Annotated in this window: 19 protein-coding genes and 4 tRNA genes; 16 read left to right on the forward strand and 7 right to left on the reverse strand. The window is 40.7% G+C overall.

Features of this window, described 5'->3' with window-relative positions:
- The first annotated feature begins 24 nt into the window (after nucleotides 1–24).
- From FTV11_RS02420 to FTV11_RS02440, 5 genes are all read left to right on the forward strand, one after another.
- Nucleotides 25–1,866, forward strand: coding sequence for a long-chain-acyl-CoA synthetase (locus FTV11_RS02420; protein WP_180007130.1), 1,842 nt, complete (start codon nucleotides 25–27; stop codon nucleotides 1,864–1,866).
- A gap of 140 nt (nucleotides 1,867–2,006) precedes the next feature.
- A tRNA-Lys gene (locus FTV11_RS02425) sits at nucleotides 2,007–2,082 on the forward strand.
- A gap of 21 nt (nucleotides 2,083–2,103) precedes the next feature.
- Nucleotides 2,104–2,179 (forward strand) — tRNA-Lys (locus FTV11_RS02430).
- 49 nt (nucleotides 2,180–2,228) lie between these two features.
- Nucleotides 2,229–2,304: transfer RNA gene (locus FTV11_RS02435), tRNA-Lys, on the forward strand.
- Between the two features lie 262 nt (nucleotides 2,305–2,566).
- Nucleotides 2,567–2,642 (forward strand) — tRNA-Lys (locus tag FTV11_RS02440).
- 137 nt (nucleotides 2,643–2,779) lie between these two features.
- Here the strand turns inward: FTV11_RS02440 and FTV11_RS02445 are convergent.
- Entirely contained in the window at nucleotides 2,780–3,433 is a 654-nt protein-coding gene (locus FTV11_RS02445) for a hypothetical protein (RefSeq protein WP_180007128.1), read from the reverse strand.
- A 302-nt stretch (nucleotides 3,434–3,735) separates the two neighbouring features.
- Between FTV11_RS02445 and FTV11_RS02450 the strand changes: the two genes are divergently transcribed.
- The gene (locus FTV11_RS02450; RefSeq protein ID WP_180002930.1) at nucleotides 3,736–3,993 is read left to right on the forward strand and encodes a PspC domain-containing protein; all 258 of its coding nucleotides are present in this window, start codon (nucleotides 3,736–3,738) and stop codon (nucleotides 3,991–3,993) included.
- Nucleotides 3,994–4,110: 117 nt separating this feature from the next.
- Here the strand turns inward: FTV11_RS02450 and FTV11_RS02455 are convergent, their stop codons facing one another.
- Nucleotides 4,111–5,217, reverse strand: a complete 1,107-nt coding sequence (locus FTV11_RS02455) for an HPP family protein (protein WP_168377935.1) — start codon at nucleotides 5,215–5,217, stop codon at nucleotides 4,111–4,113.
- A 275-nt stretch (nucleotides 5,218–5,492) separates the two neighbouring features.
- On the opposite strand from FTV11_RS02455, the gene FTV11_RS02460 reads away from it, so the two are divergent.
- Together FTV11_RS02460 and FTV11_RS02465 are read left to right on the forward strand one after the other, a co-directional pair.
- On the forward strand, nucleotides 5,493–6,074 hold the full coding sequence (locus FTV11_RS02460) for a hypothetical protein (RefSeq protein ID WP_180002928.1): 582 nt from the start codon (nucleotides 5,493–5,495) through the stop codon (nucleotides 6,072–6,074).
- On the forward strand, nucleotides 6,074–6,682 hold the full coding sequence (locus FTV11_RS02465) for an OmpA family protein (protein WP_180002927.1): 609 nt from the start codon (nucleotides 6,074–6,076) through the stop codon (nucleotides 6,680–6,682). Before FTV11_RS02460 ends, FTV11_RS02465 begins: the two co-directional genes overlap by 1 nt.
- Before the next feature lie 291 nt (nucleotides 6,683–6,973).
- On the opposite strand, the gene FTV11_RS02470 is transcribed toward FTV11_RS02465, so the two are convergent.
- Complete coding sequence (locus FTV11_RS02470) at nucleotides 6,974–7,261, reverse strand: 2OG-Fe(II) oxygenase (RefSeq protein ID WP_257223011.1); 288 nt, start codon at nucleotides 7,259–7,261, stop codon at nucleotides 6,974–6,976.
- A gap of 313 nt (nucleotides 7,262–7,574) precedes the next feature.
- On the opposite strand from FTV11_RS02470, the gene glyQ reads away from it, so the two are divergent.
- The 8 genes from glyQ to FTV11_RS02510 all read left to right on the forward strand — a co-directional run bounded on the left by glyQ (nucleotide 7,575) and on the right by FTV11_RS02510 (nucleotide 14,669).
- On the forward strand, nucleotides 7,575–8,558 hold the full coding sequence (gene glyQ / locus FTV11_RS02475) for a glycine--tRNA ligase subunit alpha (RefSeq protein ID WP_067666981.1): 984 nt from the start codon (nucleotides 7,575–7,577) through the stop codon (nucleotides 8,556–8,558).
- Complete coding sequence (glyS, locus tag FTV11_RS02480) at nucleotides 8,558–10,627, forward strand: glycine--tRNA ligase subunit beta (protein WP_180026631.1); 2,070 nt, start codon at nucleotides 8,558–8,560, stop codon at nucleotides 10,625–10,627. The genes glyQ and glyS overlap by 1 nt, the downstream gene beginning before the upstream one ends.
- Nucleotides 10,628–10,734: 107 nt before the next feature.
- Nucleotides 10,735–11,001 (forward strand): hypothetical protein, encoded by a 267-nt coding sequence (locus FTV11_RS17030; RefSeq protein WP_257223145.1) that lies wholly within the window; start codon nucleotides 10,735–10,737, stop codon nucleotides 10,999–11,001.
- Nucleotides 11,002–11,443: 442 nt separating this feature from the next.
- Nucleotides 11,444–11,800: a DUF3060 domain-containing protein gene (locus FTV11_RS02490; RefSeq protein ID WP_078192788.1), complete on the forward strand. Its 357-nt coding sequence runs from the start codon at nucleotides 11,444–11,446 to the stop codon at nucleotides 11,798–11,800.
- 107 nt (nucleotides 11,801–11,907) lie between these two features.
- Nucleotides 11,908–12,297, forward strand: coding sequence for a hypothetical protein (locus tag FTV11_RS02495; RefSeq protein WP_078189759.1), 390 nt, complete (start codon nucleotides 11,908–11,910; stop codon nucleotides 12,295–12,297).
- A 352-nt stretch (nucleotides 12,298–12,649) separates the two neighbouring features.
- Nucleotides 12,650–13,297 carry a hypothetical protein gene (locus FTV11_RS02500; RefSeq protein ID WP_180026632.1) on the forward strand — a complete coding sequence of 216 codons (648 nt, stop codon included), beginning with the start codon at nucleotides 12,650–12,652 and terminating at the stop codon, nucleotides 13,295–13,297.
- Nucleotides 13,298–13,559: 262 nt separating this feature from the next.
- Nucleotides 13,560–14,048: a hypothetical protein gene (locus FTV11_RS02505; RefSeq protein WP_180010278.1), complete on the forward strand. Its 489-nt coding sequence runs from the start codon at nucleotides 13,560–13,562 to the stop codon at nucleotides 14,046–14,048.
- Nucleotides 14,049–14,159: 111 nt separating this feature from the next.
- A complete protein-coding gene (locus FTV11_RS02510; RefSeq protein ID WP_180073323.1) occupies nucleotides 14,160–14,669 on the forward strand; it encodes a hypothetical protein in 510 nt (169 codons plus the stop codon).
- Between the two features lie 82 nt (nucleotides 14,670–14,751).
- Here the strand turns inward: FTV11_RS02510 and FTV11_RS02515 are convergent, their stop codons facing one another.
- From FTV11_RS02515 to FTV11_RS02530, 4 genes are all read right to left on the reverse strand, one after another.
- Nucleotides 14,752–15,132, reverse strand: a complete 381-nt coding sequence (locus tag FTV11_RS02515) for a hypothetical protein (protein ID WP_180073324.1) — start codon at nucleotides 15,130–15,132, stop codon at nucleotides 14,752–14,754.
- Nucleotides 15,133–15,232: 100 nt separating this feature from the next.
- Nucleotides 15,233–16,186 carry a 2-hydroxyacid dehydrogenase gene (locus tag FTV11_RS02520; RefSeq protein ID WP_180073325.1) on the reverse strand — a complete coding sequence of 318 codons (954 nt, stop codon included), beginning with the start codon at nucleotides 16,184–16,186 and terminating at the stop codon, nucleotides 15,233–15,235.
- A gap of 96 nt (nucleotides 16,187–16,282) precedes the next feature.
- The gene (locus FTV11_RS02525; protein WP_078189765.1) at nucleotides 16,283–16,474 is read right to left on the reverse strand and encodes a hypothetical protein; all 192 of its coding nucleotides are present in this window, start codon (nucleotides 16,472–16,474) and stop codon (nucleotides 16,283–16,285) included.
- 124 nt (nucleotides 16,475–16,598) lie between these two features.
- Nucleotides 16,599–17,870, reverse strand: a complete 1,272-nt coding sequence (locus FTV11_RS02530) for an alpha/beta fold hydrolase (RefSeq protein ID WP_180073329.1) — start codon at nucleotides 17,868–17,870, stop codon at nucleotides 16,599–16,601.
- Between the last annotated feature and the right edge of the window lie 59 nt (nucleotides 17,871–17,929).

Below are 17,929 nucleotides of genomic sequence, written 5' to 3' on the forward strand. Positions count from 1 at the left end.
TTACGAAAAATAAATAGGATTCACATGAGCCAAACTACACAACACGACCTTATTGGGATTGCTGATGTTGCAGCAAAAATTCCCGCGTTCATTAGCAAAGTACCCAACCTGTTGAGTGGTCTAAAGCAAGCCTATTTACGTACCCCAAATACTTCCGCAGGCTTAGGGATTGCATTTGAAAAAGCCGTAAAGCGTAATCCCAAAGGCTATGCGCTATATTTTGAAGAGCAAAAATACACCTATAACGAACTCAATGAATGGGCCAATCAAATTGGTCACTATTACCTAGCACTCGGCGCAAAAAAAGGTGATGTGATTGCGGTGATGATCGAAAACCGATCTGAACTCGTGGCAACTATCGTGGCTTTAGCCAAAATTGGCGTCACCAGTGCCTTGGTCAACACCTCACAAGTTGGCAAAGTCCTGACACACAGCATCAACTTAGTGAACCCAATTGCGGTAATTGTGGGCGAAGAATGCCGTCAAGCCGTAGAAGATATTCGTAATGATCTCAGTGTGGCTACAGATCGTTTACATTGGTTTGCAGATCAAGCCACTCGTGTTGATGCCGGTCAAGCACCTAAAGGCTTCTTAAACCTTGCAGAAGCGATTGATAAATTTCCAAAATTCAACACACCCACCACTGCAAGTGTAAAAGGCAAAGACGGCCTATTTTATATCTACACTTCTGGGACAACAGGCTTACCTAAAGCGGTGATTTTCACCAACAGCCGTTGGACTTTGGCTTATGGAACATATGGTCACGTCCTTAATCTGAATAAAGATGATGTGATGTACGTAACTTTGCCGCTCTATCACGCTACAGGCACTGTAGTTTGTTGGTGTGGGGTGATTGCAGGTAGCGCCACCCTTGCCCTGCGTCGCAAGTTCTCAACTTCATCGTTTTGGAAAGATGTACAAAAATTTGATGCGTCAGCCATTGGCTATGTGGGCGAGCTTTGCCGTTATTTGATGGATGCTCCACATTCAGACCTTGAAAAAGGCCATCGTGTGAAAAAAATGATTGGTAACGGCATGCGACCAAATATTTGGGATAAGTTTAAAGAACGCTTTGGGGTCGAAGAAGTCCTTGAACTCTATGCTTCAAGTGAAGGCAACGTTGGCTTTAGTAATGTATTTAACTTCGACAATACCGTTGGTTTTTCACCAACGCCTTATGCGATTATTCAGTTTGATAAAGAAAAAAATGAAGCTGTACATGATGCTAAAGGTCGCTGCATTAAAGTGAAAAAAGGCGAAGTCGGCTTACTCATCGGTAAAATTACCCGTCGCTCACCTTTCGATGGCTATACCGACACGGAAAAAAACAAATCCGTCATTATGAAAGATGTGTTCAAGCATGGTGATTCATACTTCAACACTGGCGACTTGGTCCGTGACATTGGCTTCCGACATGCACAATTTGTCGACCGTCTAGGCGATACCTTCCGCTGGAAAGGTGAAAACGTCTCAACCACTGAAGTTGAAAACATGGTGAGTGAGTACGATAAAATTGCTGAAGCTGTGGTTTATGGCGTAGAAATTCCAGACACCAATGGCCGTGCAGGTATGGCTGCCATCACGCTCACCGATGGTGCCGAACTCAACGAACAAGATTGTAGTGAAATGGTTCTACAATTTAAAAAATGCTTACCAGCGTATGCTGTACCGGTATTTTTACGTGTACAGAAAAAAGTCGAAACCACAGGTACGTTTAAATACCAAAAAAATAAGCTGAAAGAACAAGCCTTTGATCCTCAGCAAACGGATGAGCGAATCTTGGTTTTACTGCCGAACGCGAGTGCTTATTGTGACTTGACCCCTGAAATTTATAATAATATTCAGGCCTATCAATACCGTTTCTAAATCAAACTTGCTCATTTTGACGACAATCACCCGTCAAAATGAGCCACATTGTTGTATTTATAATCAAACACAAGCAAGTTTATGATTTTTTACTTGCGCTTGAAGCAGATCTTGCTACAATACGCACCATCAAGCGAAATGGGTCGTTAGCTCAGTTGGTAGAGCAGTAGACTTTTAATCTATTGGTCCCGCGTTCGAGTCGCGGACGACCCACCATTTCCTTCGATACCACAAGATGGGTCGTTAGCTCAGTTGGTAGAGCAGTAGACTTTTAATCTATTGGTCCCGCGTTCGAGTCGCGGACGACCCACCATCTTTCTAAAATGCCAGTTTTAGATTACAATCTTGTGCATACCCCCTAAGGGTCGTTAGCTCAGTTGGTAGAGCAGTAGACTTTTAATCTATTGGTCCCGCGTTCGAGTCGCGGACGACCCACCATTCTTTCTTAGGGCTTCTTTCTTTCGGCAGTTGAAGAAAAAGAAACCTGCAGGTTCCGACCAAGACAAACCATCACCATTATTGGTTTTGATTCGCCATTCTCGAAATTTTGCTATAGCGATGTTGCGAAGTATCATTCTTGTCTTGCTAGATGAAGTATTTGACCTGAAAAATTTTAGATAACAAATATTCCCTAGTACTCAAAATTACGCGCTTCGTTTATCTTGCTAAAATTTTAAAATGTTATTTTAAAATTTTCTCAGGGTTGTTAGCTCAGTTGGTAGAGCAGTAGACTCTTAATCTATTGGTCGTGGGTTCGAACCCCACACAACCCACCAATTCTATTTAGTCTTTACTATGTCGTATTAATAATTCAATTTTTTATAAGCCAATAGCATTCGATCCACCAAGAACTACGAATTTCACGCCGACGCTCAAACTCAATTTATAATTTTATTTATTTTATCCGCAGCATTTAATTTGGGTCTTTCACCAAGGTATAGGCATGTTGAGGCTGAGGATAACCTTTAGAAAATAATTCCTGATTTCGGTCGACTTCACCTTGACGAATTTTGTCCAAATCCATAATGATTTTATTTTCATTAATCACGTGATAATAAAAATTCACGCCTTCTTTTCGATGAACCACCAGCTCGGTATGTGCTTCATTGACACTCCACGTATCCTTACGGTATTTCACATTAATGCCTGGCGTATTGGTTTTTTCAGCAAACACTTTACCAATTTGAATAATACTGCGGTGTACCGTGCCATCTGGTAATAAGTTAAGAATGAACTCCGCATCGCCTTCTGGGCATGGAATAAAACTGTCATCGCATTTTACTTTGGCATGAAAACGTCCAATAAAAATTTTGGCATGCTCAGGAACAGGAGCTGACTTTATTTCATCGTCATTCGGTAATGTCGCCTGCCCTGCCACTTGGGTTAATTTTTTTCCATGATCTTGCTTCGCTTGAACTTCCGATGCGACAGTTGATGCTGAACTTTCACCCTTATCCGCTGCGGGTTGATGCGTTGGACTACAACCAATAAAAGAGAGGCTGAACACTCCTGCAAACACTGAAAGATATGCAAATTTCATCAAAAAAGGTGAAGCCGATGTTTTCATATAATGTGCCAAGACCAATCATTCATTGGTTTTTTCAGTTCTTGCTGACTTAATATTGTAATCAAAAAATCAACGCTGTATACATATATTTGCAATATATGTTAATCATATCTCATTGTTATCGTTGATATTTAATTAGTACTCAAGCTATTTTAAAGGCAAACTAATCAAACCAATTCTTCAAATTACATAACTTTACTTAATTTTTTTTCTGCACCCTTTAAATCGTAAAGCTTGTCACCATTTCTATAATATGAATTTGGAAATATTCAAATTTATTCTATTTTTTTAAGGAGACCTGAATGGCCAATGTTGGTTTATATCGCTCAAACCACTCTAACATGATTGCTGGTGTGATGGGGGGTATTGCTGAACGTTTTGGTTGGAACGCAAATTTACTGCGTATTATTTTTATCTTTGTATCATGCTTAAGCGCAGCCTTTCCCGGTATTTTGGTGTACTTGGTTTTATGGTTAGTCATGCCTAAAGCACAAGATAACTTTTTCCGTACCAATGGCTATTCAGACCCGATTCGTACTGTGAATGATGACAGACGTTAAAATCCCTTGACCCAGTTTGGTCGCTACGGTTTCTCCCCCAAGATTCCGTAGCTTTTTTTTGTCTACATATTGGCAAAGCCATATTTAAGTCTGATGAATTTAACTAAAGTTTAAGGCTTAAGATTTTGTTTGCTGATTTAACTGTTGATATAACGCGGCAATCATATCGGCACGGCTAATCATTCCCACCAACCGTTTTTGCTCAACGACTGGAATATAATTAAAAGATCTTTCCACAAAATATGGCACCAAGTCTTCAATCGGCTGATCCGGCTGCACGGTCACCACTTTGGGATTCATAATTTGATAAACGTGATTTTCCCAACTGGCTTTGGGGTCTGCGGCACGCTTAAACCATTCCACTACATCATATAAAGCCAAATTTCCCACCAAGCGATCCAAATCACTCACCACAGGCAAACTCATCAAATTGACTTGTTTAAACTTTTCCAACGCTGACTGAATATCATCTTCTGCACGCAAGCTAATCACTTGCTGGCTCATGAGATCACGACAATGAAACTGGCTTAGACCACGACGACTAGCTAACTGCTGTGCTTCTAAAATGATTTTTTGTAGGTCGTATTCACTGATATCGAGTAACTGACTTTGCTGTTCTAAGACTTGCTGAATATCCGCAGGTTGAATCGACACTTTTTGTGTCGGTGTTGGATCTGTCGTCCGTGTATTAACTTGTGATTTTTGTGGATACTGCTTACCTAGTAATCGGTTATAAATAATAGCAACCACCATCAAGAGGACCGAATTTAAAAGGACTGGATAAAAAAGAAAGGCGTAGCCTAAATCATGGACAGCCTCGCCGCCCAATACCGCGGTAATCGCTACTGCCCCACTCGGTGGATGCAATGAGTCCGTGGTCATCATTAAGATAATCGCTAATGCAACTGCGATACTAAAAGCTTCGGTTAAATTAGGAATATACATCGCACAAGTCACGCCAATCAAAGCCGCAAGACTATTACCGACCACCATATTCCACGGCTGTGCCAAAGGACTAGCAGGTACAGCAAAGAGCAGCACAGACGATGCGCCCATCGGGGCGATATACCATGCATTTAAGTCACCTAGCGCTAACCAACTAATCAGCGAAGATATACTCAAGCCAAGCAAAGCACCTACCCCACATAGGATGCGATCTTTTAATGGTAAAACTTTAAAGTTGGGTTTAAGTGTATTAAGCCAAGCTGATTTTGCGTGAAACACGATATGCCTGATTGATTATTCGAACAGATGGGCGATTATAAAACGAAGTCTCTTATAAGATGTATTTATTTTATACCTTTATCTTATAAAATTTTCTACTGAACAATATCTAATCCAAATTAAAGCCGAAAGAACTGAATAATGCTCACGAGTCAATCACCTGCTCATCTCTCTTATTTCATTAACGTTTTACAACAAAACCTAGACAGGCTAGCTGTTTAAAATTCCCTATAGTCAAAAGACCTATAAAAATATTTGAAAAAAGGATGTTCTGAATGAATAAAAATATCTTCGCAATGTGTGCCCTCTGTATGCTTGGCTTGGGTTTATCGGCCTGCTCCAAAGAACCTCAACAAGCCAATCCGCCAGCCAATGATAATACACCTCAAGAAATGGCCCCAGCTGAAACTGCAAAAAATGGGGATGATCTTATTCGAGAACCAGCACCACAAGTTGAAGCACCAGCGCCTCAACCCACTTTAGCTGAAATCCCCATGAGTAAAGGCACTTTAGGTTTACAAAGCGTCAAGGTGATTGGAAGAATTTTAACCGTAAAAGTGATAGCTCAACCTAACCCTGCCCCAAATGGAAACACTGAATTTATGAGCACATCCATCAATTTGGAACAAACCAATTATATTGATGATGACACAGCCAAAAAAGTAGGACTGCTGCAAGATGATGCTGGCATTTGGATGGCAGCACCTTTAAATGCAACAAATAAAGCTATCCAAAAAGCCAGTTATGAACCTATTTTACTCACCTTTAAATTCCCTGCGCCGCCTGAAAGCACCAAGACCATTAGCATCAATTTAGGTAATGCAGGTTCTTTTGACGGCATACCGGTTGAACGCTAATGAGAACATTACTGTATAGCGCAAGTTTGAGCTTATTGATTGCAGGATGTGTAGATTCCAAAACTGATCCACCGCCTACTCAGACTGAACAGAACGTCACGGAAATAGACAACTCTCAGACTGTGCCAGAACAGCAGCCGAAGTCATCTGAACCAAGTCAACCTCAGGCAGAAGCCAGTAATTTATCGGCTGTCGGTTCAGATTTAAGTGCCAATCATAATGAATTTAATATTCAGGTGAATTTAAGTTCGGATGTGCTGTTTGATTTTGGCAAAGCCAATTTAAAACCCGAAGCTGAACCTGAGTTGCAGCAAGCAGCCCAGACCTTAAAAAGCAAAGGTAAAGGCATTATTGCCATTGTCGGCCATACCGATAATATTGGTTCAGATGCCGCCAACCAAAAACTGTCGTTACAACGGGCTGAAGCGGTGCGTGATTATTTTAAAGCCCAAGGTATTGATTTAAATTATCAAATCAGCGGGATGGGAGAAAGTCAGCCGCTTAAACCGAATACCCTATCTAATGGTGAGGACAATCCTGAAGGTCGTCAGAAAAATCGACGGGTTGAAATTGTAATTAATAAAACCAAAAGCTTATCTGAGTCATAAAGCCTTGATAAAAATGAGTCTAAACGACTCATTTTTTATTTTACGACTAAATTTTTAGTGGTGAATTTTGATTCTTTTTTTGAGAATATCTCTAAACGATAGACGCGCCAAAGTCATATAGCAAACGTTCATTGAGCGGCGATATTTTTTATTCGATTTTCGTATGCTGTACCAAGCCACCTAAGTTGCAAAAGACGTTATAAAAGACCGATTACCCTGTTGGTTATTTGGGATTTTTTTGAAAATTACAGGCTGAATTTTCTTAAAAGATATTGATTTTATCTATCAAATTTAATCGATTACGCATCCGATACTTAATACATAGCATGAGCTGCCTTGCACCTCAGTCACTTCATGCCGATACAAATCTGGTCTAAATAATTTAACTCTTGGTAAATCAATGATGCTTCGCTCACATATAAATTCACCACCTGCTTTCGATTTTTTAATCACGATATTCAACCTAAAATGCTGCCCATATTGTACAGAGTCTTGACGTGGTGGAATCATTGAACCCACAGGAAAACGAAGAAAATAGGCATCACATTTAAGTCCTAAATGGTTTTGTAATAACAACATTTTGTCACAACCCGAATGCTGTCTTCCTTTTTACCAACGCAACCACTTCGAACCCATAAGTCTTTGAATAATTTTATTATTCCTAAATTTCATTGTATTTTTATAGCATGATCATCGTTAACAACAGTATCACTGATGAAGTTGTCTTATTGCCACCATATTTCACCAATAAAGACTCAGCTTCATTTAAAACCCGCAGTGCCTTTATTCTATCTGGCATTAAAAGCCCACTTGTTCACGCGAAACCTTTGCCACACACCCCCAAAATCCTTATAATTGAGCACAATTTTTATCTAATTTTAAGTGGATGACCATGAGTCGCGCCATATCGCATATTGATACCTTCCAAGGCTTAATTCTTGCCTTACAAAACTACTGGGCTGAACAAGGCTGTGTAATTCTTCAACCTTACGATATGGAAATGGGTGCGGGTACATTCCACACTGCAACTTTCCTACGTGCCTTAGGCCCTGAAACTTGGAACGCTGCTTATGTTCAGCCATCTCGCCGTCCGAAAGATGGCCGTTATGGTGAGAACCCAAACCGCCTACAACACTACTACCAGTTCCAAGTCGTGTTGAAACCAAACCCAGACAACATCCAACAGTTGTACTTAGATTCATTAAAAGCCATTGGTATTGATACCCTTGTTCACGACATTCGTTTCGTGGAAGATAACTGGGAATCTCCAACACTTGGCGCATGGGGCTTAGGTTGGGAAGTTTGGTTAAACGGTATGGAAGTAACTCAGTTCACTTACTTCCAACAAGTTGGTGGTGTTGAGTGCTACCCTGTGACAGGTGAAATCACTTACGGTCTAGAACGTCTAGCGATGTACCTCCAAGGTGTAGACTCTGTTTACGATTTGGTTTGGACTAAAGGTCAGTTTGGTACAGTGACCTATGGCGACGTGTTCCACCAAAACGAAGTTGAACAATCAACCTATAACTTCGAATATGCCAACGTTGAAAAAATGTTTGAACTCTTCGACTTCTATGAAGCGGAAGCGACTCGTTTAATGGAAGCGGAACTTCCACTTCCTGCTTACGAGCAAGTGATTAAAGCATCGCATAGCTTTAACTTGCTTGATGCACGTGGCGCAATTTCAGTAACTGAACGTCAACGTTATATTTTACGTGTCCGTACATTGGCGCGTGCTATTGCACAAAGCTATGTCGCTGCGCGTGCGAAGCTTGGCTTCCCGATGGCAGAACCTGCTTTACGTGACGAAGTCCTTGCTCAACTCAAAGCTCAAGTTGAAGCGGAAGCAAAAGTAGAATCTAAGGAGAGCAAATAATGTCTAAACATACAGTATTGTTCGAATTAGGCTGCGAAGAACTTCCACCAAAAAGCTTAAAAAAATTACGTGATGCGCTTCATGCAGAAACGGTAAAAGGCTTAAAAGACGCAGGTCTAGCATTCGATTCAATCGAAGCTTATGCGGCACCACGTCGCCTTGCGCTTAAAATTGTGAATGTCGATGCTGCGCAAGCTGACACTCAAAAACGTTTTGATGGCCCTGCGAAGCAAGCAGCGTTTGATGCCGAAGGCAAACCGACTAAAGCACTTGAAGGCTTTATGCGCGGTCAAGGCATTACAGTTGATCAAGTATCAACTTTCCAAGCAGGTAAAGTTGAAAAAGTGTGCTACTTAAAAGATGTAAAAGGTCAAAGCCTTGATGTTTTACTTCCACAAATTTTACAAGCCGCTTTAGATAACCTACCTATTGCAAAGCGCATGCGTTCTGCTGCAAGCCGTACTGAATTTGTACGTCCTGTTAAATGGGTTGTGTTGTTGAAAGACAGTGATGTGATTGAAGCAACGATTCAGGATCACCAAGCAGGTAACGTGACTTATGGTCACCGTTTCCATGCTCCTGAAGCAATTACACTTGCAAATGCCGATGCTTATCTTGATGCCCTTCGTACTGCAAAAGTGATTGCAAACTTTGAAGAGCGCCAAGCGATCATCGACCAACAAGTGAAAGCTTTGGCGGATGAAGTGAATGCCATTGCGATTGTCCCTAGCGACCTTCGTGACGAAGTAACTGCTTTGGTTGAATGGCCTGTTGCTCTTCGTGCAAGCTTCGAAGAACGTTTCCTTGCTGTTCCTCAAGAAGCACTCATCACGACGATGCAGGACAACCAAAAGTACTTCTGCTTAGTGAATAGCGACAATAAACTTCAACCTTACTTCATTACCGTGTCAAACATTGAGTCGAAAGATCCGTCTCAAATTATTGAAGGTAATGAAAAAGTTGTACGTCCGCGTTTGTCAGATGCTGAATTCTTCTTCTTACAAGACCAAAAGCAACCACTTGCATCTCGTAAAGAGAAACTTGCAAATATGGTATTCCAAGCTGAGCTTGGTACACTATGGAACAAGTCTGAACGTATAGCGACTTTGGCTGTTGCACTTTCTGCAATCACTGGGGCAAACCCAGCAGATGCTGAAAAAGCTGCGCTTCTTGCTAAATGTGACTTAACCTCTGAGTTAGTGGGTGAGTTCCCAGAGCTTCAAGGTATTGCGGGTACTTACTACGCACGTATTGAAGGCGAAAATGATGAAGTTGCTGAATCTTTAGGTGAACAATACTTACCTAAATTTGCTGGTGACGTTTTACCAAAAACCAAGACCGGTACAACGCTCGCGCTTGCAGACCGTTTAGATACGCTCACAGGTATTTTTGGTATTGGTCAAGCGCCGACAGGTTCGAAGGATCCGTTTGCACTGCGCCGTTCTGCAATTGGTATCTTGCGTCTTGTGACTGAAAATGATTTAGATGTTTCGATTGAAGATCTAATCAAACTTGCACTTGCTGCTTATGGCGATGTATTGAAAGATCACGATAAGACTTTAGCGGATGCTGTTGCATTCCTTGAAGGTCGTTACCGTGCTAAATACGAAGACCAAGGCGTGGCTGTAGATGTGATTCAAGCGGTTCAAGCACTTTCTCCAAAATCGCCACTTGATTTTGATAAACGTGTAAATGCGGTAAATCATTTCCGTGACCTCCCTGAAGCTGCTGCACTTGCCGCTGCCAACAAGCGTGTTGCAAACATTCTTGCGAAAGAAGCTGCACCTGAAGGAAATGTCGTTGAAGCAAATCTAGTTGAAGATGCTGAAAAAGCATTGTTCGCTGAACTTGCGAAAATCACACCTGTGGTTGAGCCATTATTTGCTGCGAAGGACTACACTGCTGCATTGTCTGCACTTGCTGCACTTCGTGCGCCAGTCGATGCGTTCTTTGACGGTGTGATGGTGATGGCAGATGATGCTGACTTAAAAGCGAACCGTTTACGTATGCTTGCACAGCTTCGTGACTTGTTTACGAAAGTGGCTGATATTTCAGTGTTACAGCACTAAGTTTAAGCATTAATTAAAAACTCGCTTTAAAGCGGGTTTTTTTATGCCGTTTGAAATCTAGGTAAAATCCTGTTAGAAATAGCGGGATTTTTTGATAAGAACAATATATGAAAAGTATTACAGTCAATCATCCTTACCGCCCAGATCTCTATCTTTTTATCTTACATACAGTATTGATGGCATGCAGCTTTTACCTTTGGAAGGTTTATCCATACATTCCAAACAAGCCAGATATGGGTGCTTTATTCTTTTTGATTATTTCTGTTTTGGGTGGATTTATTGGAATCGTCATCCTTGCGGTGACTTTGCCAAGATTAGACCGCACTGTGCGTTACTTAACGCTTTCAAAATTTGTTTTAAGTTTGGTGTATTAGTTGTCGAGCACAACCATTTTCGTTTTATTGGGCAGTACTAAATTTATATTCAATAATCCCCTCGTGCTATTTGTCTTCGTTTTTCTATTTTTTAGCAGCCTGTATTTTTCAGTAATTCGTGTTGCAGATATGCGTAAGAAAGATTGGCTCATTATCGGTGGAGTATTGGGTGGCCTTGTGTTGTTGTTCTTTTTGCCAAAACTTTAATCGCTAAATAAACCAGCTAAGGCCTCATGGGTTATTTAGAATAACGTCCTGATAATTCAATGAGACGGTTTGAAATACGAGATCAATCACCAAGCTAAATCACTTCTTAATACATCAATGTGAAAAAGATCTGCTGTTGCACTCAATATCTCGTTTTAAATAAAGTTGAATAAGACTTGAGCAAATAAATCTCGGCATGCTAAAAATAACTCAACCTGAATAAAATGAAATACCTATGATGAATAAAAAATTACTTAGCTTTGGATTATTGATCCTATCTATTTCTTCTGCAAATGCTGGAACGGAAATGACTCATTCTCAAATCATCATTTCTTCACCTGATACCGTTGCAAGTTATGATTGCGCAGGACGCTCAGTGAATATTCCTGCTCCAGATAGCCGTATTACTCTAAAAGGCAGTTGCCCGATGATTACGGTTGCAGGTCCAAATACAACGGTCTATGTAGAATCAGTCAATAAAATCAATATTTATGGACCAAATTCGAAAGTGTATTATCAAAAAAGCACCCATCCATCACGCCAAGTCAGCATCAATGCCGTTGGTCCAGGAAGTGCAGCCTATAAACGTTAAATATTAAGTGAATGAAGTTGAATTTAGGCTTAAGACTTAAATCTATAGCCAATAATTCACCAATTCCCTATACTCAAAGACAACAACACTCAACAAGAATGAAACTTATGAAATTGAAAGCATTCCTTTTGACTGGTCTTGCGGGTCTAACACTTTCTGCATGTACATCTGCACCAACGATTCCACAACTTGAAACTGGTGTATTACAAGAAGTTCAAAACATTGATGTCTACCCAGATACCACGGATAACAAAGCAAAACTGACTAAATTTGTAGATAAATGCGTGATTGAATTTACAGGCAATTTAGAAGAAGCAAAATCGGTTGAACAATGGTCATTTAAAGGCTTAACCCTGATTTCAGGTGGTACAGCAACCTTTGCTAAAGACGGCACAAGTTCAGCACACAATTTTGATTTAAATGCTGCGGATGTACAAAAGAACTTCCTTGCATTACGCGGTCATTTTGCAAAAGATGCACTTACACAATGTGAATAAATGATAAAAACCATATCTCCAAATGGGGGTATGGTTTCATTTTTCCTTGAATCTTGAACTATAATCCGTTCAAACCCATTATTTTTTATGATGAAAATCGTAACTAGAACCACACCACAGCAACGCGCAAATCACATATAAGCCACTGTATTTTCATAAAATTACAATACTACGTTAACTTAACTAAGTTTCCACATTTCAAACTTCCGCGTATCTGAGCTGTTATCGCATTGTGTGACTTATCGCACAAAACCACTTTTTGCTTTTTTTTTACTCTTAAGATGTCCTCTGCTCCAAAAGCGCAAATGCTGAGTGCAACAGCAGCGTTCAATAAAAGAGGACAAATGCAAAGATGAAACCTTTATTTAAAACAACACTGATCACCGCAGCATTATTCGCAACCACCCCACTATTTGCGAACACCGCAGTAGAAGCCAATGCGAAAGTTGAAACACAGCAACCGTCTGTACTGCAAAATCTAAAACAAGACATTAATCAGTCTGCGCATACAGCCGGTGACAAAATTGAAAAAGGCGTCGATAAGACCAAAACATTCACCCAAGAAAAATGGCAAGACACCAAAGAATTCAGTGCTGACAAAAAGCAAGATGCAAAAAATAAATGGGCTGACCTAAAACAGTCTAAAGATGAAAAGTCAGATGCAGCGAAAGCCAAGATCGATGCCAAGGCTGAGCAAAATAAAGCTAAGCTTGATGAGCGCAAAGCACAGCTCGATGAAAAAGCTGCAAAAGACAAAGCAAAACTTGATGAACGTAAAAGCAATGTCGACAACAAAGTTGATCAAACCAAGAGCTATTTAGGTGAAAAAGCTCAGGAAGGTCGCCAATTTGCCAGTGAAAAATGGCAACAAACCAAAGCGAATTTCCAAAAAGGTCAAGAAGCTAATGTGAGTGGCAGTAGCAATGTACAGTTGCAAACGCCTGTCGCACAAGCTGAAGTCCATAGCTCACATGAAGCCAGCTTAGGTGCTCACAAATAAATAAACTGGCTTTCATACCCTCTCCTCCAGAGAGTAGGCTCACCCTTCAGTGGGCCTTTTTTTTACCCTAGGCAAAATACAAACGTGTACAAAGCTGTCATTTGCTGTATTGATTTTGCTACGGCAGGTTTTTTTCGCTGCAATTTTTCCTATAATGCGTTAAAACCGTTCATCAGATAGAAAATCTATAAAATTCAGAGGTGAAGCTGTGAAAATTTCATTAAAAGCAACGTTATGCCTAAGCTTAATATTCACGACACCCATGCTTTGGGCACAAGAAAACACAGCAGCGCAAAGTACTGAGCAACAAGCGAAAAAACCTGTGAGCCCTTATGGCGATAATCCAAATTTATTGCATGTGTGGGCCTATAAAGCCCAAGAAGGCGTGGTCGGTGCTGCTAAAAATATTGGCGAAATGACTGAACGTGGAATTTCTAAAATTAAGCCTTCGGTTGACCAAGCTTGGGACAATACGAAAACTGCTACTCAAAATACAGTACAACAGGTTGATCAGGGTGCACAGCAAGCCACTCAAAACGTCAATGAAAAATTGAAGCAAACCCGTGAAAATATCACAGGCAAAACCAGCCAACCTGCGCCCATTAGCCAACAGTCGTTGAGTGAACCGTCTTCAGGCAATACAATCAATACGGCTCCAAGCAACAATGCGGGGCAAAATAGTAATCAATATCCACAAAGTAGCTATCCATCGAGTTCGACGTCTACGACGTATCCAGTGACTGATTTATAATTTAACAGCACATTTAAAAGCTCAACTTTGGTTGGGCTTTTTTAAAACCAAAATTGAATGCTTTTGGTCTTTGGCCTATGCCTATAAAAACAATGAATTAATGAGAAAAAAATGCGAATTTTATTTGGTATCTTGCTTGGTATTCTGCTCTGTGTTGGCTCTGTGCTTGGCTTACAACGTTTTCCACAATTGTTAAAAAGTTATCCACAGTTGCAGGCCATTTTTCCCCAATTGTACAATTCTCACCAATATAACCATGATGCCGAAGGTAAATTATTACAAACCTTAGAGATGCTAGATGACGAAGAATACAAATCGACTGAAGGCAATGAAGCGACACTGTATCAACTCGATGGTCAATGCAAAATAAACCTCTATGTTTTTGGTGAATCCTATCAAAGCCTAACAAGTTATTATTTTCACAAAGGTCAGATTTTACGTGCCTATGAAACATATCTGACTTATCCAAATGGTGGCTTTAATCCTGTACCCAATACCAAAGAGCCTTTTAAACTCGAAAAAAGTTATTTACGAATCATGATGCCAAACAGTATCAAGACTAAACTTGAATTTGAGCGGATCAAAAATCATTTCAATGCTAAATTTTTGAAAAATTGCTAGAAGCTTCCTTTACATATTCTCTAAGATCTACCTAGCGAATAGGTGAATTTCATCAACTCAAATTTAGCTATTAAATTAAGCATTAAGGAGCAGGTTTGAGATATCGCCTACGTACAAACGATGCTGTACAGATTTGAATAAGCATCAACAGGCAAAATGGATAGTCAACCCAGACTGATAAATGATCAATATGAGCAACCAATCCAAAGACAGAAAAATAGACCTGTCCCACAATAATAGGTACTACAACCAGCCATAGCCCCCAGTACCAATAGCGATTTAAAAAATCAATAAGCGCCAAGACGAAATGCACAATAAAAAATAACGAAACCAACACAACTTGTAAGATCGGCATGAATTTATGAACTTCAAAATCAGGGTTCTGGAATAAATATCTTTCACTGATATTTAATACATAACTGTACCATGCCCAAGAGATGCATGTGGTAAAGAGAATCAGCATGCAAAATAATCTTAAACTTTTTTTATTGGCAAGATCGACCAGCATAGACATCCCTATTTATATGGAGCATTGTTCAAAATAATGTTCCTTAAACTCGATTTTAATTGACCTGTCGAATGACCATCCCCGCTTTAAAGGCTTCTACATTTTCCACCAATTGCTGCACAATGCGTTGTCGCGCATCGACGCTTCCCCATGCACTATGTGGGGTAATAATTAAATTTGGAATACTTGGGTCGAGCAGCACATTGCCCTGCTTTGGTGGCTCAACCGTCAAGACATCGGTTGCTGCGCCTGCGATCGTTCCTGATTTTAATGCCTCAGCTAATGCCGATTCATTGACAACACCACCTCGTGCGCAATTGATCACAAAGGCCGATGCTTTCATTTGAGCCAAGCTTTCATGATTGAGTAAATCACGAGTTTCATCAGTTAAAGGGCAATGCAAACTCAGAAAATCGACCTGCGCTAGCATCTCAGAAAAGGCCACTCGCTCAGCCACCATAGGTCGATTCGGTAGTGCACCAATCATAATTTTCATGCCAAAAGCTTTAGCCAAATGTGCCACGGCTTGCCCCAATTCGCCATAGCCGACAATCCCCAAAGTCTTACCAGCCAACTCAATAATTGGAAAATCCAGTAAGCAGAACTGATCCGCTTTTTGCCAATTTCCCTGTTGAACCGCCCGATCATACTGTCGAAATGATGTCGCCAAGTTCAACATTAACATCAAGGTATGCTGTGCGACCGCAGCGGTGCCATAAGCTTGGCAATTACACACCACGATGCCTTGTTGCTGTGCGTGTACAAGGTCAACGTTATTGGTGCCTGTGGCAGAAATTAAGATCAGTTTTAATTGCGGATTGAGCTGCATGTGCTCAGCATTGATGTGTACTTTATTGCTGATAATCACATCAGCCCCTTGTATGCGCTGAGCAACCTCTACAGCCGTTGTTGCGGGATAGAGTGTCAATTCATCAAACTGTGCGTCTAGTCCGCTAAAATCTAAGTCCTGTTTATCTAGAGACTGATAATCTAGAAATACCGCTTTCATGGCTGCTTCCCTTCTGGCCGATTATAAAGATTTGATTGTGAATGATTAAAACCTGTGATGCACCAAAGTGCAATCGAACAGCATATAAAAAACCCGCTATTTCGCGGGTTTATCGAGATGATGTTGCAGTGAATTTCGAATTTTGAGTATGACATAAATGGTCAGTATCGTAAGCAACAACATACTGCTGCTAAAAATCAGTATGCTTGAACTAACCCCCTGTGCATAGGCTGAACCCATGGTCAGCACTAAGATGAATAATACAGCAAGCATCTGTGTTGAATGCATACTGATACCCCTCATATTCCTTATGATGTTTTGGGCAGTATGATTGTTTTTTATACTACCTTTCTCTCATCATAATCTCTTCCTACAAATTAGCAAGCTTTGGATTTTCAATCCAATGTCGAGCTTAAATTTGTTCGGGTTGCACCACAAACTGGCAAGATGCATCGGCGTTTTCCACAAAGAAGACTTGACCAAATTCATCACTACTCAAACGCAGTTCTTTATAGTTCAGCGTGTAATAGCCCACATATTTCTGCATTAAAATCGGATGCATACCAGTCGCAAGCTCATCTTGAGCTAAGACCAATTTCATTACCTGACGGTCATTCATCACCACCATGTAACGCTCATCTTGGACTTGTACGTATACCAGGCCTGTGCCCTTCGGCTGCAAAGGGATCAAAAACTTGTGATTCAGCGCAATCACACCGGCTGCATAGCTTTCAATTTTTTGGCTAATCACATTAAACACTAAACCATGTTCAAACTGGTCGAGTAACAGGTTACGATTATCCTGTGGCACAAAAGTTGTGATCCCCAACTTTTGCAGATCTTGCTCACTGACTTGTTTGTTATTAAACAATACCCGTAATAAGGTCTGCTTTTGTTTGGCATCAAAAAATTGTGGATCAAGCTGAAACGAATTGCTTTTTAAAATTTCACCCAAGGCATCACGATGGCGTGTCAGTAAATTTTCAATGACTTTTCGATAGTAGAATTTACTGTTTTTCTTAACCCGACGCATTTTTTGATAAAAATACGGCGCATCAAAAGGATGTCTTAAGAAATCATTTAACAGTTCTGAACTCGCCAATACCGCAATGGCATCATGCCCTGTAAACGGCAGATGCAACACATGCACATGCGGAATTAAAGCCTGTAGTTTTTCAAAGTGAGCGCGATCTTCTGGACAATAAGGATCATACACCACGATATATTCGCGTGTAGTCGATACATCTTCAGCAAGTACTCGCATATTGGCATGCAGATTAGGTTGAAAGAACATGCCATAGCGTGTATCGACAATGTCTTCAGGGTCTATGGAGTACTGCGGCACCATACTGACCACACGATGGAATCCAAATAAATTGGCATACTTAATGGCAGCATAGCCGCCCATGGAACCACCATAGGCAATTCGCAGCTCAAATTGTTCGAGGATCGGCTTGATGGCTTGATACATCGGCTGCATTGATGATGCTGGAAACCACGATTTTTGTTTCGGCATCACACCGATCACATTAAAATCATATTTTTGCAAAGACTTCTCGGCATTGATGCTCAAACCTTTGGCGCGGGTAATCAAATCACCGAAGGAGAAAATAAGCTCACGAGAACTACCGGGCTGAAAAATGACACGAATTTGATCATCTTCAAAAATGATGTGCTTTTCCATTGTACTTTGCTCCAGTCCTTGTTGCGTCACGCTTTTCCTTCCTTGTTGCATTCAAAGTT

It is taken from the genome of Acinetobacter sp. YH12231, from assembly GCF_013417755.1.
GTDB lineage: Bacteria > Pseudomonadota > Gammaproteobacteria > Pseudomonadales > Moraxellaceae > Acinetobacter > Acinetobacter amyesii.

Coding starts and splice junctions, on each gene's coding strand:
- FTV11_RS02500 (WP_180026632.1), top strand. CDS start 12,650: ATGAAACCTTTATTTAAAACAACACTGATCACCGCAGCATTATTCGCA.
- FTV11_RS02495 (WP_078189759.1), top strand. CDS start 11,908: ATGAAATTGAAAGCATTCCTTTTGACTGGTCTTGCGGGTCTAACACTT.
- FTV11_RS02465 (WP_180002927.1), top strand. CDS start 6,074: ATGAGAACATTACTGTATAGCGCAAGTTTGAGCTTATTGATTGCAGGA.
- glyQ (WP_067666981.1), top strand. CDS start 7,575: ATGAGTCGCGCCATATCGCATATTGATACCTTCCAAGGCTTAATTCTT.
- glyS (WP_180026631.1), top strand. CDS start 8,558: ATGTCTAAACATACAGTATTGTTCGAATTAGGCTGCGAAGAACTTCCA.
- FTV11_RS02515 (WP_180073324.1), bottom strand. CDS start 15,132: ATGCTGATTCTCTTTACCACATGCATCTCTTGGGCATGGTACAGTTAT.
- FTV11_RS02520 (WP_180073325.1), bottom strand. CDS start 16,186: ATGAAAGCGGTATTTCTAGATTATCAGTCTCTAGATAAACAGGACTTA.
- FTV11_RS02525 (WP_078189765.1), bottom strand. CDS start 16,474: ATGCATTCAACACAGATGCTTGCTGTATTATTCATCTTAGTGCTGACC.
- FTV11_RS02530 (WP_180073329.1), bottom strand. CDS start 17,870: ATGGAAAAGCACATCATTTTTGAAGATGATCAAATTCGTGTCATTTTT.
- FTV11_RS02450 (WP_180002930.1), top strand. CDS start 3,736: ATGGCCAATGTTGGTTTATATCGCTCAAACCACTCTAACATGATTGCT.
- FTV11_RS17030 (WP_257223145.1), top strand. CDS start 10,735: ATGAAAAGTATTACAGTCAATCATCCTTACCGCCCAGATCTCTATCTT.
- FTV11_RS02510 (WP_180073323.1), top strand. CDS start 14,160: ATGCGAATTTTATTTGGTATCTTGCTTGGTATTCTGCTCTGTGTTGGC.
- FTV11_RS02505 (WP_180010278.1), top strand. CDS start 13,560: ATGCTTTGGGCACAAGAAAACACAGCAGCGCAAAGTACTGAGCAACAA.
- FTV11_RS02420 (WP_180007130.1), top strand. CDS start 25: ATGAGCCAAACTACACAACACGACCTTATTGGGATTGCTGATGTTGCA.
- FTV11_RS02460 (WP_180002928.1), top strand. CDS start 5,493: ATGAATAAAAATATCTTCGCAATGTGTGCCCTCTGTATGCTTGGCTTG.
- FTV11_RS02470 (WP_257223011.1), bottom strand. CDS start 7,261: ATGTTGTTATTACAAAACCATTTAGGACTTAAATGTGATGCCTATTTT.
- FTV11_RS02445 (WP_180007128.1), bottom strand. CDS start 3,433: ATGAAAACATCGGCTTCACCTTTTTTGATGAAATTTGCATATCTTTCA.
- FTV11_RS02490 (WP_078192788.1), top strand. CDS start 11,444: ATGATGAATAAAAAATTACTTAGCTTTGGATTATTGATCCTATCTATT.